This is a genomic window from Terriglobus roseus DSM 18391, assembly GCF_000265425.1.
In the GTDB taxonomy this organism is placed as follows: Bacteria; Acidobacteriota; Terriglobia; order Terriglobales; family Acidobacteriaceae; genus Terriglobus; species Terriglobus roseus.
The window spans coordinates 4,342,051-4,354,989 of record NC_018014.1 but is presented as its reverse complement, the minus strand read 5'-3'; the positions used below and the strand labels follow the sequence as shown (position 1 = coordinate 4,354,989).

Sequence of the window (12,939 nt, the reverse complement as noted above, 5' to 3'; positions counted from 1 at the left end):
GTTTACGGCTGATGAGTTTGGCCGGAGCGACGCTGATTGCATGCTTTCCTCTGCTGCTTCCCGTGTTTGCTCCGCACGACCCGCGGCAGATGATGTTCCCCTATGTTGCGGTATTGGATGCGGCGACAGCCGTGGTCTGCCTGCGGCTCGCCGGGGGCAGGACGTCGCTGCCTCGCGTACAGTGGGCGCTGTTCGGCGCGCAGTTCTCCCTGCGCAGTCTCGGGGTTCTGCTTCCTGCGCTGCGTGTCTGGACTGGATGGCCGGCGGCGATGGCGACCGCCAGGGTCGTGAGTATAACGACAGCCCTTGCGACGATGCTTTGCCTGGTGGCTTTTGCGGTTATGGGGCGGCAGGTGCGGCCCATGAAGCGTGGCCTGGATGTGGGTCTTACCGCGATCCTGTGTGGCTTGCACTTCCTGACCGTTTTCTCGCCACGTGCCTCCGCTTTTACCGGCCACTACCTGCAGATGAGCTTTGTGGTTGCTGTCTTTCTCTTGTTTGTTGCGCAGGCTTCACACCTTGCCGCGACGACGGCAGGCGAGCGAACGTTCACGAACGTTGCGAGGATGTACCTGCTGGCGCGGGTTGTGTTGTTGTTCTTCAACAGCATGGTGAATTACACGTGGCTTTCCGTTCCTCACGAGCTTCCGTTTGATTTGCTGTTCGGTGTTCCGCAGCTCACGTTCGTCCTGATGGTGGTCTTTCGTCCGCTGGTGCGACCGCTGCACCGGCCGTTGCGGACACCTCCCGTGTTCGTGCAGAACCTGCTGCCCTCCATGACTCTGCTGGGTGTGATTGCGCTGGCGCTGTACGTCTTTCGAGACCATCCGTTCGTGGCGGGCTCTGCCATGTTGCTGGCCGTGATTCTGTTTATCGCGCGCACGCACCTTCTCTATCAGCGCATGTTGGCAGAGCAGCAGGCATTGTTGCGTCGCGCGGGGCATCTGCAGGAGCTGGCGAGCCGCGATGCTCTGACTGGCATTGGCAATCGGCGCTGGCTGGAAGAGAGGGCGGCCAGGCTGCTGGTGCGGAAGATCCCGCAGGCGCTCCTATTGGTGGATACGGATCAATTTAAGTTGATCAACGACACCTTCGGGCACCACGTGGGGGACGATCTGCTGACACGGATCGCGGACACGCTGATGCAGGAGACCGAGATCTTCGAAGACTGCGTCTGCGCGCGCCTTGGCGGCGACGAATTTGTGGTGCTGCTGCCGGGGACGAGCGCACAGCAAGCGGAGGAGATTGCGCAGCGGGTCCGGTTGGAGCTGGAGACGGCGAGTGTACAGCAGGGGAGCCAGACATCGACGGTCAGCATTGGAGTTGCTGCCTCGAGCGGAACGGTTGCGTTGCCGGCGCTGCTCCAGCTGGCGGATGAGGCGCTCTATCGGGCGAAGTCTCAGGGCCGCAATCTCGTCGAAGTCTCGCGCGAAGACGCGACGTTCTTCCTACCGGACCAGGAGCGCAGCAGCGCGCGGAGACTGCGGAAGTACCCGATCGCTGCCGATTCCGTTGCAACCCATTCCATGCTCTGAGCAAGGTGGGATCTATCACTCCATATTGGGGCGGCGCATGGGGGCTACTTCGCCGATGGAGTGAGCTTCAACTGTTCTGATGTGGTCGCGGATTGCCTGGCGGACGGTTTCGCTTTCTTTTTCGGCATTCACGGCTGCCCGGTACTGGGCTAGTGCGCCGTCTTTATCTTTTCGCAGCAGGGCGAAGTTGCCGAGTTCGATGAAGGCACCGGTGGCCTCGGTATCCAGTTGTACACCGCGCTTGAAGTAGGCTTCGGCCCTGGCGCGGTCCCCGTCTTTTTCCTGGAGGAGACGAAAGGCCTGGCGATTGATCACGCCGCCGGCTACGAAGGGAAGGTAGAAGCGTCCTTTGTAGAAGAAGACGTTGCCGACGCGCGCTGTTGGTGTCACGTTGCGGAAGATCTCGATGTGTTTCCAGTTCTGCTCGGGAAGCCATGGCGCGCGGTTGACGAACCATCCTGTGACGTAGCCATCGGCGACCTGCTCCGGTGTGGGCTCCCACTCGTGGATGCCCTGGGCTTTCATCTGTTCACGGACGGTCCAGTAGCCGTAGAGCGGATCGGTGGGCGCCATGGTGGTTTTGTAGAAGGCAGCGATCTCATCGCTGCGCTGGCCGAGGTCGATGCTCTCGTTGTCGAAGTAGCGCCAGGCGTTGCCGCTGCCGCCCGCGAGGATGTTGTGATATTCCCAGATGCGCCGTTGCGGCAGGGTCGGCACCGCGATGAGTACGAGCGCGGCGAGCGGTACGGCGCGCAGCCAGAGGCTTCGTTGCTGCAGGCAGAGCATGACGGTGCATGCGGCAAAGATGGCGAGCAGGGGAACTGCGAAGAGCCAGTGACGCAGGCCCGCGTAGAAGATGCCGTTCTTCGCAATGAAGGTCATGAAGAAGATGAGCATGGCGAAGAAGACGGAGAGCGGCCGCGCGATGTCGCCGGGGATTCTGCGGGTTGCGTAGAGCACGATGCCCGCGAGTGCCAGCGCGAGAAAGGGTAGCGGCACCTTCACGATGAGGTCGGCGAAGGGAATCCACCATGGCGCCTTGTCGATGTAGTCGCGTCCGAAGGCGCGCACGAGCATGGGGCGGCCTTCGACGCCGGCACGCAGTGTGTCGGCGAGACCCCACAGGTAGGCGCGCGGCACCAGATGCAGTCGGTTGGCCGCGATCAACGCGCCGCGCAGAGCGGGCGAATGCAGGTCCTGGATCTTCGCATCGAGTGGACGATTGAAGGTTTCGACGGGGCTGCCGTTCGGGTCACGCTGCCTGCTTTCGTGGAAGCGGAATCCGTAGAGGCTCCATAGGACCGTCATCGCCAGGAGAGAGGCCACGGCGAGACGCGCGAACTGCCGGGTGCCGTCGGGACGGTGACGCTGGAATGTCTGCCACAGCAGGACAGCCACACAGCCAATGACCAGGGGCAGGACGATGAGCGGGGCGGAGTGCTTTGTGCCCAGCAACAACCCGATGCCGAGGCCGAGCAGCAGCCAGTCCAGCCATCGGCGGCAGCGCAGCGCAAGTACGGCAAGGCAGCAGCAGATGGTGCCCAGCAGGGCGGTCGGAAGATCGGTCATCACGACGGGCATGTGGGCGCTGACGGTAGGGTCGAGCGCGAGGAAGAGCAGTGTTGCAAGTGCGATGGCTGGCGAGAAGACGCGACGCAGCAGCAGTGTGAGCAGGCCCAGCAGGATGGTGTGAAGGGCGACCATCGCGAAGCGCGCGTGGCGTTGCACGCGGTGATAGTCGCTGGCGGTGTAGACGGCGGTCTGCGTGTAGACACGCTCCTGGTACTTATCGTTCAGAGGGGTGAACGCGGCCACGTGCAGCACTGACTCTGGCTCTGCCAGAGCGACGATCAGCTTGACCAGTGGAGGGTGCTCGGGATTGATGCGGTAGTCGCCCCATCGCAGGTAGGTTGCGCCTGCGGTGATGTGATACGGCTCATCAATGGTGAAGCTGTCGAGGCTGGTGGCCCACAGGGTGTGGAGGACGGCGACGCAGAGCAGGACAATCGTCGCGAGCAGGAAGTGCCGTTGGCCGATACGTTCGGGCATCTGTCTCCTGGAGACAAAAGTGCGGGAGGTGCGGCCACTATAGCAGCGACCCCACCTCCCGCACTTCTTTTTTTTGATGTCGAACTACGCGGTTGGGGCTGCTGCCGGTTTGTTCCGGACCCGCTTGTAGAAGGGTGTTGGGACTACTTTTGCCTTTACGAGGTTGCCGCGGATTTCGATAGCGACTTCGTTGTCCAGCGTCGCTTCCGCGGGTGGAACGAAGGCCATGGCGACATTCTTTTTGAGCGTGGGGGATGGGGAGCCGCTGGTGACGACGCCGATCTGTTCGCCTTCCAGAGTGCGGACGAGGTAGCCGTCGCGTGCGATGCCGCGATCGACCATTTCGAGGCCGACGAGCTTGCGTGCGGGTTCGGTTGCGGAGAGGGCGAGCAGTGCTGCCTTACCGACGAAGTCCGATTCCTTGTCGAGCTTGCAGTAGCGGTTGAGGCCTGCTTCGAAGACGTTGATCTCGTCGGAGATCTCGTGGCCGTAGAGGGCCATGCTGGCTTCGAGTCGCAGGGTGTTGCGTGCGCCGAGGCCTGCGGGGACGATGCCGAACTCTTCGCCTGCTGCGAAGACCTTCTGCCAGACGTCGGCGCTGGTGGCTTCGTCGCTGGGGACGTAGATCTCAAAGCCGTCTTCGCCGGTGTAGCCTGTGCGTGCGATGAGTACGTTGTAGTAGCCGGCGACCTTGCCCCAGGTGAACCAGTAGTTCTTGATGGTGGAGAGGTCGGTATCGGTGAGCTTCTGCAGTGTCTCCGCGGCGCGCGGGCCCTGGATGGCGATCTGCGTGTACATGTCACTGAAGTCGTTGATGTGGACGGAGGGCATGCCGCCAATGGTCTTGCGGACCCACTGGATGTCCTTTTCGCGGGTGCCTGCGTTGATGACGATGAGGTAGTCGTTGTCGCTGAGCTTGTGCAGGACGACGTCATCGACGAAGGTGCCTTCGGGCGTGAGCATGGCGCTGTAGTGGGCCTGGCCGATCTGCAGCTTGCTGGCGTCATTCATGAGGAGCTTCTGGACGGCGTCGAGAGAGCCGGGTCCGCGAAGCTGGATGCAGCCCATGTGCGAGACGTCAAAGACGCCGACGGCGGTGCGGACGGCGTTGTGCTCGGCGACCAGGCCGCTGTATTCGACCGGCATCTCCCATCCGCCAAAGTCGACCATTTTTGCCTTCAGGGACTTGTGGGTGTTGAACAGGGCGGTACGGCGAAGCGGGTGGGCGGCAGTGTCAGTCATGAATCCTCTGGGGTTTCGGTGCGGTCTAATCCCTCGGCATGCTGCAGACGAAGGCTTTTCTCGATGGTACCGCGACACGGTTCGGCAGGCGTATGCTGAAGCCCATGCGACTCCCTGCTCCTTTGGCGCTTGCGCTGATGTTTAGCGTTCCGCTGTGCTGCGCTCCTGCGCTTTCGGCACAGACGGCGGACCCTGCAGCGGCACCGCCGAACGGTGCGATTACGGCGCCTCCCGCGCGTGCCGACAGCTACAGCGTCCAGAAGGGCGAACTGATTGTCGCGCCGGGCCTGCGGATTCCGAATGGCAACGTGCCGTGGGTGCTGGATACCGTGGAGGGCAAGCAGGTGCTGGTGCCGGTGCACCATGCGGCCATCAACGGGACGGCGATTGAGGGAACAGCGTCGAAGACGCCGCTGCACTCGGCTTCCCCGGTGTTCTTTGTTCATACGAGCGATCGCACCGAGAATACGGGCGACTCTGGCCGTGGCGTTCCGACGGGATGGGCTCTGCTGCCGATCACGGTGGAGGGCGGGACACGGACGGTGACCCGGCCGAAGTTCTCCGAGGTGAATGGTGCGACGGTCTGCGTGCCGCCGGTGCTGTGTACTGCGGCTGAGTCGTTGCCGGAGGGGTGGTTGCGGATTCTGCCGAAGTCGCCGTTGACGCCGGGGGAGTACGCGCTGCTACCGGTGCCGCGAACGTCGGCGACCACGGGGACGCTGGTTGTGTATGACTTCACCATCGATGGTGCTGCGCCGAAGGCTAAGGACGAGGTTTCGGCCGGGCAGAACCTGGACTCTACGAAAAAGAAGAAGCGTATTCGCTAGTTTGGCGCTTGCTAGTTGCGCCGCTTGGCCCGCAGGAAGTTGCTGACGCTGAAGTAGGCGAAGAGCAGGGCTAGCGCGCAGAAGGCGAGGAAGCGGTAGCGGTCGGCGGGTACTGCGCTGGTGGCGTTCGCGCGTGTCTGCCATATGGCGATGGTGAAAGATGCTGCGAACAGGGCGAAGAAGCTGCCGGTGAGTTCGTGCCACAAGGCTTTGGAGGCGGTCTTGAGCGGTGAGGCCATGCCTGCCCGTGCGGCAGCGGCGGCCTGCATGGCTCGCGCGGGGGTGACGGTGCTCGTGGGGGGCGGCGCGGTTCGGCGCTGTGGCGGCAGGATGTCGGGTTGCGTGGTGGTTCGCGGCTGTGGCGTGGAGGCGCGTGGCTTGGCGGCTGCGGCTGGTTCTGGGGCGGTGGCAGCCTGCACGGCTTCTACCGCTGTGCGAGCGGCTAATCGCGCCCCTCTGCCTAATACTCGTCCCAGCCGTTCACGATCCATGCACCGATTCTACGGTCATGCAGGGACCGATGGCCGACACATAAATCCTGCAGGCAGCATCCTGCCGTGAGGTGCATCCAACCCTCCTATTGCCACGGCGCGCGGGTTCGGGCGTGTGGTGCATGTTGACGGAGACAAGGGAGCGTTCATGAAGAGCTGGATGTTGATCGTTGGTGGTGTGTGTGCTGCTGCGGCTGGTTGGATTGTGTTGAGCACGAAGCGCGTGCAGCCGGTAGAGGAACTTGCGCACCAGTTGGAGAATGCCTGGGCGGATCACCACACACGCGCATAGGCTCACACGGCTTGCGGATCCGATTGCGATGCGTGAGCGGTGCGGGTAAGGTATAGAACACTGCAGGGAAATGCCACGCCGGCAACGGCGACGGCGCCGGTCCAATGGTGACGCAGGGCGCCTCGCAGGCGAGAAGGGGGTGGCAATGAACGGACGCATCAAGGAGTTAATTCAACAGCTGGGCGAGGCCATCCACGAGTCCGTATCGGAGTCGGAGCAGATCTCCGGTGTGGTGCGTGAGATTCGCGAAGAGGGTTTCGATGTATTGCTGATGCTGGAAGCGACGATCGGGCTGAACGAGGTCTCCGACGAAGAGGCTGAGGCCGATGAAGAGGCAGCGGCGGACGGAACGTTTACGCGGAATGATGTCAGCTTTCTGAAGTCTCTGCGAATCTCGCTGCCAGAAGAGGCGGGAACAGAGGACGCCAAGGAAGATTCTCCGGGCGGAGCATAACGCTGCGGTCGGTATTCGCCCAAGCGGCACGATAAAACCCGGATAAACGGCGGTTCCCCCAACCGCTGTTTCCGCATCCTATCGACGTTGCCGCAAGCAGTGCTTGAGGCAAGCTTTGCTTCACCGCATGTTGCGGCGTGGCACCAATCGATTCAACGGCGACACCTGGGGACGGATGATGAAAGACACACTTGGAGTGCTGCTTGCCGGCGGAGCGGGCGAACGTTTGTTCCCGCTGACGAAAGATCGAGCCAAACCGGCTGTGCCGTTTGGCGGTCAGTACCGGATTATCGATATCACCCTTTCGAACTGCATTAACAGCGACCTGCGCCGGGTCTACATCATGACGCAGTACAAAGCGCTGTCACTGAACCGCCACATCCGCGAGGGGTGGGGACCGGTTGTGGCGAATGAGCTCGGTGAGTTTATCGAGATCCTGCCGCCGATGCAGCGCGTGAACCGCAATTGGTACCAGGGCACGGCGGACGCGGTTTACCAGAACATTTACTCGATCGGTTCGGAAGAGCCGAAGTACGTCATTATCCTGTCGGGCGATCACATCTACAAGATGAACTACGGCAAGATGATGGAGCATCACTGCGCCACGGGTGCGGCGTGCACCATTGCAACACTGCCGGTCGATCCGGGCGAGGTTGCCGGGTTTGGCGTGGTTGAGGTGAGCAGCAAGGGTGAGGTGATCGGTTTCCAGGAGAAGCCGAAGACCACGAACGTGCGTTCGCCGTTTAATCCGGAGAAGGTGGATGCCTCGATGGGTATCTACATCTTCAATACGGATGTGTTGCTGCCGGAGTTGTTGGCCGATGCGGACGACAACGACTCCAAGCATGATTTCGGCCACAACATTCTGCCGAAGTTACTGGGCCGGTACAAGGTTGCTGCTTATAACTTTGTCGATGAGAACCGCAAGGAAGCACTGTATTGGCGCGACGTGGGTACGCTGGATGCGTACTACGAGGCGAACCTGGATATCGCTTCGGTATCGCCCATCTTCAATCTGTATGACAAGAGTTGGCCGATGCGGACACGGCCGACGCAGTATCCGCCGGCGAAGTTTGTGTTCGGCGAGATGGGGCGTACCGGTATGGCGATCAACTCGGTGGTGTCACCGGGCTGCGTCATCTCGGGATCTGCGGTACGGGGTAGCGTGCTGTCGCAGGATGTGCGCGTGAACTCGTTCTCGGATATCGACTCGTCGGTGATCTTTACACACGTGAATATCGGTCGGCATTGCCGGATTCGCCGCTGCATTATCGATCGCGATGTCCATATTCCAGACGGCACGGTCATTGGGTATGACCAGGCGGAGGATCGCAAGAAGTATCACGTGACGCCGAGTGGTCTGACGGTCGTGACTCGTGACGGATCGCCGTATGAGAACCCGGTTAGCCCGGAGTTTATGCAGACGATGTAGTTAGTTTCATGTTGCTGGTTTCTTGTTTCTAGTAAATGCAATGGCGCAGAGAGTTTCCTCTCTGCGCCATTGTTGTTTGCGAAACTAGAAACCAGAAACGAGCGACTAGAAACTCGCTTTAGCGGTTGCCGAAGCGGTAGAGGACGCCGCCTGAGACGTAGACGAATTCGCGCAGTTCCGTGCCGAAGTGTTCGAAGACGATTTCCGGTGAGATACGGATGGCGAGTCGCGAGGAGCGGTTGAAGTCGAAGCTGACGCCTGCTACGCCGACGGCCGAGGTCCGGTTGGAGTACAGGCCGGACGCGTTGACGAAGGTGGACGTCGGCAGGCCCGGGTTGCTGTGGTCGAAGTTGCCGGAGGCTGCGCCGGCCAACGCGTGCAGGTTCATGCCTACGAGCTGGTTGCCGGTGAGGTGGTAGTGCACGCCGCCCATGTACATGAACTGTGAGACGAAGGGACGTGTCTGGATCTTGGGTGAGGTCGCCTGGGCGCCGGGTAGAACGGGCGTGGTGCCGCCGTCCCAGCGGATGTCGGCAGCGGCGCCAAGCTTTGGCGTGAACCAGTAGGTTCCCATGACTTCACCACCGGCCATGTTGTAGCGCTTGGGCAGGTTCTGCCCGGCCTGGCCGTTCATGAAGTTGATGCCACCGTAGACTTCGTACTTTTCGGTGTAGGTGACGGGTGGCGGCGGCCGGAAGGTATCCTGCGCGCGCGCGACGCCAGCCGCAGCGAAGCTGGTGAGGCCGCAAAGGGCCGTGAGAACCAGGGTGCGGAACGCGGTGCCCGTCGCCGGTTGAATCGGATGTTGCGGCCCGGAAGCGACCGGCTGAAGCGACCCGGCGGAACGCGGCCGGGGACGGGAAATAAGCATGTTCCTCCACTGCATGCAGCACCCGGAGCGGTTCCGCAGACCGGCGCCGTTGGAGGCACAGGGATGCAGGTGGATGCTGCTGTGTTGAGGATATACCGTACCTGTTCCATCCTGCGCCAGCGAGCCCACCAGAAGACGCCGTTTGTGCGACAATCAGGTTGACTGCACGCGTCTTCGCGCGCCCTGAATACCCCGGAGGTTCTTCCATGCTCAACGATCTGTTCCAGCCCATGCACCTGCTCATCATCGGCCTGGTGGTGGTGGTCTTTTTCGGTGGCAAGAAGCTGCCTGAACTCGGCAAGGGTCTTGGCGAAGGTTTGAAGGGCTTTAAGGAAGGCCTGAAGGGCGTGACCGACGATGCGAAGAACGACGCGCACATCGTCACCCCCGCGCCGGCCGACACCAACGCGGCATCGAAGGAAACCGTCGCAAAGTAACTTTCGGCGCGCTTCAAACTGTTTTGCAAAGGCACAGGGCATCCTCCTGTGCCTTTGGTGTTTCTATTCGTCCTTAAGTTGAAAGCGAGAGACCACGCCCGTGAAAGTTCATTCCGCCCATCTGATTCCGCCGCGCACCAAGGTAAAGCTGAAGCACGTCTCCTGCGATGACACCGGCAAGTACACGGACGAGGACGCGGCGAAGGTTGACCTGGCAAAGCATCGCGACTGTATCGACAAGTATCAGGAGGTGCTCTACGCGGGCGGCGAGCGTGGTGTGCTGATTGTGCTGCAGGGCATGGATACGGCGGGCAAGGACGGCACGATCCGGCACATCTTCTCGGGCATCAATCCGCAGGGCTGCGATGTGACGGCGTTCAAGGTGCCGACGCCGCTTGAGGCGCATCACGACTTCCTGTGGCGGTGCCATAACGCGGTTCCGGCGCGGGGCAAAATTGGCATCTTTAATCGGTCGCACTATGAGGATGTGCTGTCACCGCGCGTGCACGGCTTGATGAAGGACAAGACGGCGAAGCAGCACATGCAGCAGATCAACGACTTCGAGTCGATGCTGGTTGACAACGGAATTGCGATCTTGAAGTTCTTTCTGCATATCTCGCCGGAGGAGCAGAAGCGTCGTCTGGAGTCGCGGATTGAGGATTCTTCGAAGCATTGGAAGCTGTCTGCTTCGGACTTTGCAGAGCGGAAGTTCTGGCCGGATTATCAGCGGTATTACGAGGAGATCTTTACGGCAACGAGCCACAAGCATGCGCCGTGGTTTGTGATTCCTGCGGATAACAAGTGGTATCGGAACGTGGCGATTTCGCGGGTGCTGGCAGAGACGATGGAAGGTATGAAGCTGGAGTATCCAGCGGTGACGGTGGATGTGGCTTCTTTGAAGCTGTAGTGGGCCCGGGTCGGTTGCTACAGCGTGATGAGCACGACTGCTGGCAGGGCCAGGAGCATGCCCCAGCGCTGGCGTGCTGAGGTGCGTTCTTTCAGGATTGCGGCCGCGAGCAGAATGGTGGATGCGGGGTAGATGGAGGCAAGGACGGCCGCGACGTCGAGACGTCCGAGGCGGGTGGCTGCGAGGAAGCTGAGGTTGCCGCAGGTGTCGAGGGCTGCGCCGCCGAGGATCCAGGCGAGCGAGCGCAGGCGGTGGCCGTCGGGTGAGCCGGATTCTGCGTTGCGGTTTGTCAGCGTCATTCCCAGAAGCAATATGGCTGCGGTCGAGGCGCTGCCGATGCGTGCTGCGCCCATGGGCCAGAGGACGCCTGCGGTGCCGGCGAGTTTGAGTGAGACGAAGTAGACACCGAAGCCGAGGCCGCTGAGCGTTGCGAGCAGGAAGGCTTTGCGTGAGGCGGTTTCGCCGTGGCTGCCGGCGCTGGCGATCAGCCAGATGGCGGCACCTGCGAGGGCGAAGCCTAAGAGTCTGCGCCAGCCGGGTGCGCCTTCTGTCAGGCCAGATACGACTGCGGGGACGGCGGCGCAGAGCAGACCGCTGACGGCTGCTGCGGAGCCCATGTGGCCGCTTGCGAGTGCGATGTAGAAGGCTACGAGCGAGATGCTGGAGATGGCTCCGCCGCCGATGGCCCACCACAGCGGTGCGCCGTGCGGAAAGGTGTCTCCGGCGTGCATGGCGAGCGCGGAGACGACCGCCAGGCTCAGCAGATGTCCGATGAGGATGACGAAGAGGGCGCCGCGAACGGCTCCGCCTGTTCGCTTGACGGCGATGGAGCCTGCAAAGTCGCCGCCGCCCCAGAGGGCGGCGGCGAGCAGGCCGAGGACAGCGTTCGCCTCGAAGAAATGCATAGGGAAGCCGATTACTTCGGCTGTGCCACGGAGGAGGGGGCACCGCCGCCGTTTCGCATGACGTTCTCGGGCGTCGGGTAGTAGCCCTTCTTGGCAATGACGTCCAGACCGGGCTTCAGGACCTGTACTTCAACCGTGCGGAACTTGGCGTCCGTTGCTGGCTCGTTCGAGTAGTAGCCGACCGTGTACTGGACGCGTACGTCTTCCGCGATCTTTGCGAAGCTCTCTTCGATGCCACGTACCCGATACTCAGAGACGGCTTCGCCGCCGGTCTGCGCTGCGTACTGGGGCAGGATGTTTTCCTTCATGGTGAAGGGGATGTGATAACGATCCAAGAAGCCAACGTAGGGCGTTGCCGAGTCGCCGACGACCGTTGCGTAGACAGCGATTTTGTTGGTCTGCAGGAAGCGGATGTTGCCCTTGAAGGTGGCCTTGGATCCGGACTCTTTTCCATCGCTGATGACGTAGATCATGCGGCGGCGGCCGTCGGGACGCTTGGCGAGCGACTGAGCGGCGGCGAAGATGGCGTCGTTGAGCGAATGCGTTTCCTTTGGCGGCGCCTGGAAGGTGGCGTTCGGCGAATTGCGATTGGGCGCGGTATTCGGATCGAAGTTGTGTGCGTTGACGTTGATCGTCTGCGACATGGGACCACCCGGCGAACCGAGGTATGCCTCACGGCCTGTGGACTTCGAGCGCTCGAGGATGGCGCCAATACGGGGGCTTTGTGCACCGGTGTAGTCGGTCCGCATGTTGGTGCCGTTGTTGTAAGTGAAGATAGCCATCTCGTCGTACGGCGTGAACGCGCCCTGCAGTGCGCCCAGGGCGGTATTGACGCTGGTCATGACCTGGAAGGGAAGCGTCTGATCGATGACGAAGGCGACGGAGAGTGGGTAGGGATCGCTGGTGAAGAGGCTGAGGTGCTTGCGCAGACCGTTTTCAAAGACACGCACGTCGCGCCAAGTGAGCGCTGGAACCAGTTGGCCCTTCTTGTCCTTCACGGTGAAGGGAACCTGAATGAAGTTGACATTGGCTCGCAATGTGGTGACGCGGCCACCAGGACCGAGTTCCGGTGCGATGTCGGGTGCGGCTTCATTCACCAGATCGGGCGCGGGCGTCGACGATGACGAAGGCAGAGCCGCACCGGGCGTGATACCGCCGTTGTCATCCACGGGGGTGCTGGTGCTGGCCGGAATGCCCTTGCCGGGAGCGATGCTCACGGCGTTGGGGATGGTCTGCGGACGTGGACTGTCGGGGATTGCCTGAGCACCGCTCGCTGGAGCCTGCGCTACCAGCGCGGGCGATCCCGCCGTAAGACCCACCATTACTACTGTTGCCGCCCAACCAAGCTTCACCAAAACAGACTCCTTCGCAGAAAACAGACCCGCAACTACGCGCTCTCCAGACTACCAGCCCTAAGCTGGACACTGCTGCAGCGTCAAACAGTTGGACGCGGAACAGTCCCGGTTCGTTGTCGTTTCAGAGTCCGTGTCGGCGTGG

The 12,939-nt window shown here is 61.7% G+C and carries 13 protein-coding genes; 7 read left to right on the top strand and 6 right to left on the bottom strand.

The genetic code is table 11. The features are described 5' to 3' along the window. Positions 1-62: 62 nt before the first annotated feature. Positions 63-1,535 (top strand): GGDEF domain-containing protein, encoded by a 1,473-nt coding sequence (locus tag TERRO_RS22345; RefSeq protein ID WP_157178433.1) that lies wholly within the window; start codon positions 63-65, stop codon positions 1,533-1,535. 15 nt (positions 1,536-1,550) lie between these two features. On the opposite strand, the gene TERRO_RS17925 is transcribed toward TERRO_RS22345, so the two are convergent. Continuing rightward, entirely contained in the window at positions 1,551-3,584 is a 2,034-nt protein-coding gene (locus TERRO_RS17925; RefSeq protein WP_014787123.1) for a tetratricopeptide repeat protein, read from the bottom strand. Between the two features lie 84 nt (positions 3,585-3,668). Further along, complete coding sequence (gene gcvT / locus TERRO_RS17920) at positions 3,669-4,826, bottom strand: glycine cleavage system aminomethyltransferase GcvT (protein WP_014787122.1); 1,158 nt, start codon at positions 4,824-4,826, stop codon at positions 3,669-3,671. A gap of 104 nt (positions 4,827-4,930) precedes the next feature. Between gcvT and TERRO_RS17915 the strand changes: the two genes are divergently transcribed. After that, positions 4,931-5,653 (top strand): hypothetical protein, encoded by a 723-nt coding sequence (locus tag TERRO_RS17915; RefSeq protein WP_157178432.1) that lies wholly within the window; start codon positions 4,931-4,933, stop codon positions 5,651-5,653. Positions 5,654-5,664: 11 nt separating this feature from the next. Here the strand turns inward: TERRO_RS17915 and TERRO_RS17910 are convergent, their stop codons facing one another. Next, complete coding sequence (locus TERRO_RS17910; protein WP_157178431.1) at positions 5,665-6,144, bottom strand: hypothetical protein; 480 nt, start codon at positions 6,142-6,144, stop codon at positions 5,665-5,667. 148 nt (positions 6,145-6,292) lie between these two features. On the opposite strand from TERRO_RS17910, the gene TERRO_RS23450 reads away from it, so the two are divergent. From TERRO_RS23450 to glgC, 3 genes are all read left to right on the top strand, one after another. After that, positions 6,293-6,436 carry a hypothetical protein gene (locus TERRO_RS23450; protein WP_014787119.1) on the top strand — a complete coding sequence of 48 codons (144 nt, stop codon included), beginning with the start codon at positions 6,293-6,295 and terminating at the stop codon, positions 6,434-6,436. A gap of 145 nt (positions 6,437-6,581) precedes the next feature. Then, a complete protein-coding gene (locus TERRO_RS17905) occupies positions 6,582-6,890 on the top strand; it encodes a hypothetical protein (RefSeq protein ID WP_014787118.1) in 309 nt (102 codons plus the stop codon). Between the two features lie 178 nt (positions 6,891-7,068). After that, the gene (gene glgC, locus TERRO_RS17900) at positions 7,069-8,322 is read left to right on the top strand and encodes a glucose-1-phosphate adenylyltransferase (RefSeq protein ID WP_041593491.1); all 1,254 of its coding nucleotides are present in this window, start codon (positions 7,069-7,071) and stop codon (positions 8,320-8,322) included. A 118-nt stretch (positions 8,323-8,440) separates the two neighbouring features. Here the strand turns inward: glgC and TERRO_RS17895 are convergent, their stop codons facing one another. Further along, on the bottom strand, positions 8,441-9,193 hold the full coding sequence (locus TERRO_RS17895) for a hypothetical protein (RefSeq protein WP_014787116.1): 753 nt from the start codon (positions 9,191-9,193) through the stop codon (positions 8,441-8,443). A 206-nt stretch (positions 9,194-9,399) separates the two neighbouring features. Between TERRO_RS17895 and tatA the strand changes: the two genes are divergently transcribed. Then, positions 9,400-9,630: a twin-arginine translocase TatA/TatE family subunit gene (gene tatA, locus TERRO_RS17890; protein ID WP_014787115.1), complete on the top strand. Its 231-nt coding sequence runs from the start codon at positions 9,400-9,402 to the stop codon at positions 9,628-9,630. Between the two features lie 100 nt (positions 9,631-9,730). Continuing rightward, entirely contained in the window at positions 9,731-10,537 is an 807-nt protein-coding gene (locus tag TERRO_RS17885) for a polyphosphate kinase 2 family protein (protein WP_014787114.1), read from the top strand. 17 nt (positions 10,538-10,554) lie between these two features. Here the strand turns inward: TERRO_RS17885 and TERRO_RS17880 are convergent, their stop codons facing one another. Both TERRO_RS17880 and TERRO_RS17875 read right to left on the bottom strand, forming a co-directional pair. Then, positions 10,555-11,442 (bottom strand): DMT family transporter, encoded by an 888-nt coding sequence (locus tag TERRO_RS17880; RefSeq protein WP_014787113.1) that lies wholly within the window; start codon positions 11,440-11,442, stop codon positions 10,555-10,557. Between the two features lie 11 nt (positions 11,443-11,453). Next, a complete protein-coding gene (locus tag TERRO_RS17875; RefSeq protein WP_245536142.1) occupies positions 11,454-12,794 on the bottom strand; it encodes a VWA domain-containing protein in 1,341 nt (446 codons plus the stop codon). Between the last annotated feature and the right edge of the window lie 145 nt (positions 12,795-12,939).